The organism is Nocardioides oceani (assembly GCF_030412965.1).
Classification (GTDB): domain Bacteria; phylum Actinomycetota; class Actinomycetes; order Propionibacteriales; family Nocardioidaceae; genus Nocardioides; species Nocardioides oceani.
Genome location: NZ_JAUHJQ010000224.1, coordinates 1 through 238, shown reverse-complemented (window position 1 = coordinate 238; position 238 = coordinate 1). Strand labels below are relative to the sequence as shown.

General features: G+C 81.9%; 1 pseudogene. It reads left to right on the top strand.

Annotated features, from left to right (window positions below):
* A pseudogene (locus QWY28_RS23865) lies at positions 1-238 on the top strand (serine/threonine-protein kinase); the annotation flags it as partial.

Sequence of the window (238 nt, the reverse complement as noted above, 5' to 3'; positions counted from 1 at the left end):
GCCGACCTTCGTGGCGCCCGAGCAGGCGCAGGCCGAGCCGCTGGACGCTCGCGCGGACCAGTACTCCCTCGGCGCGCTGGCCTACCTGCTGCTGGCCGGCCGCGCGCCGTACACCCACCCCCCGCTCGGCGCCGCGGCCGCCCCGGCCGCGCCGCCGCCGCTCTCGACGCCGGAGCGGCCGTTCCCCGGCGCGACCGACGCGGTGGTGCGCCGGGCGCTGGCGGTCGACCGCGAGGAC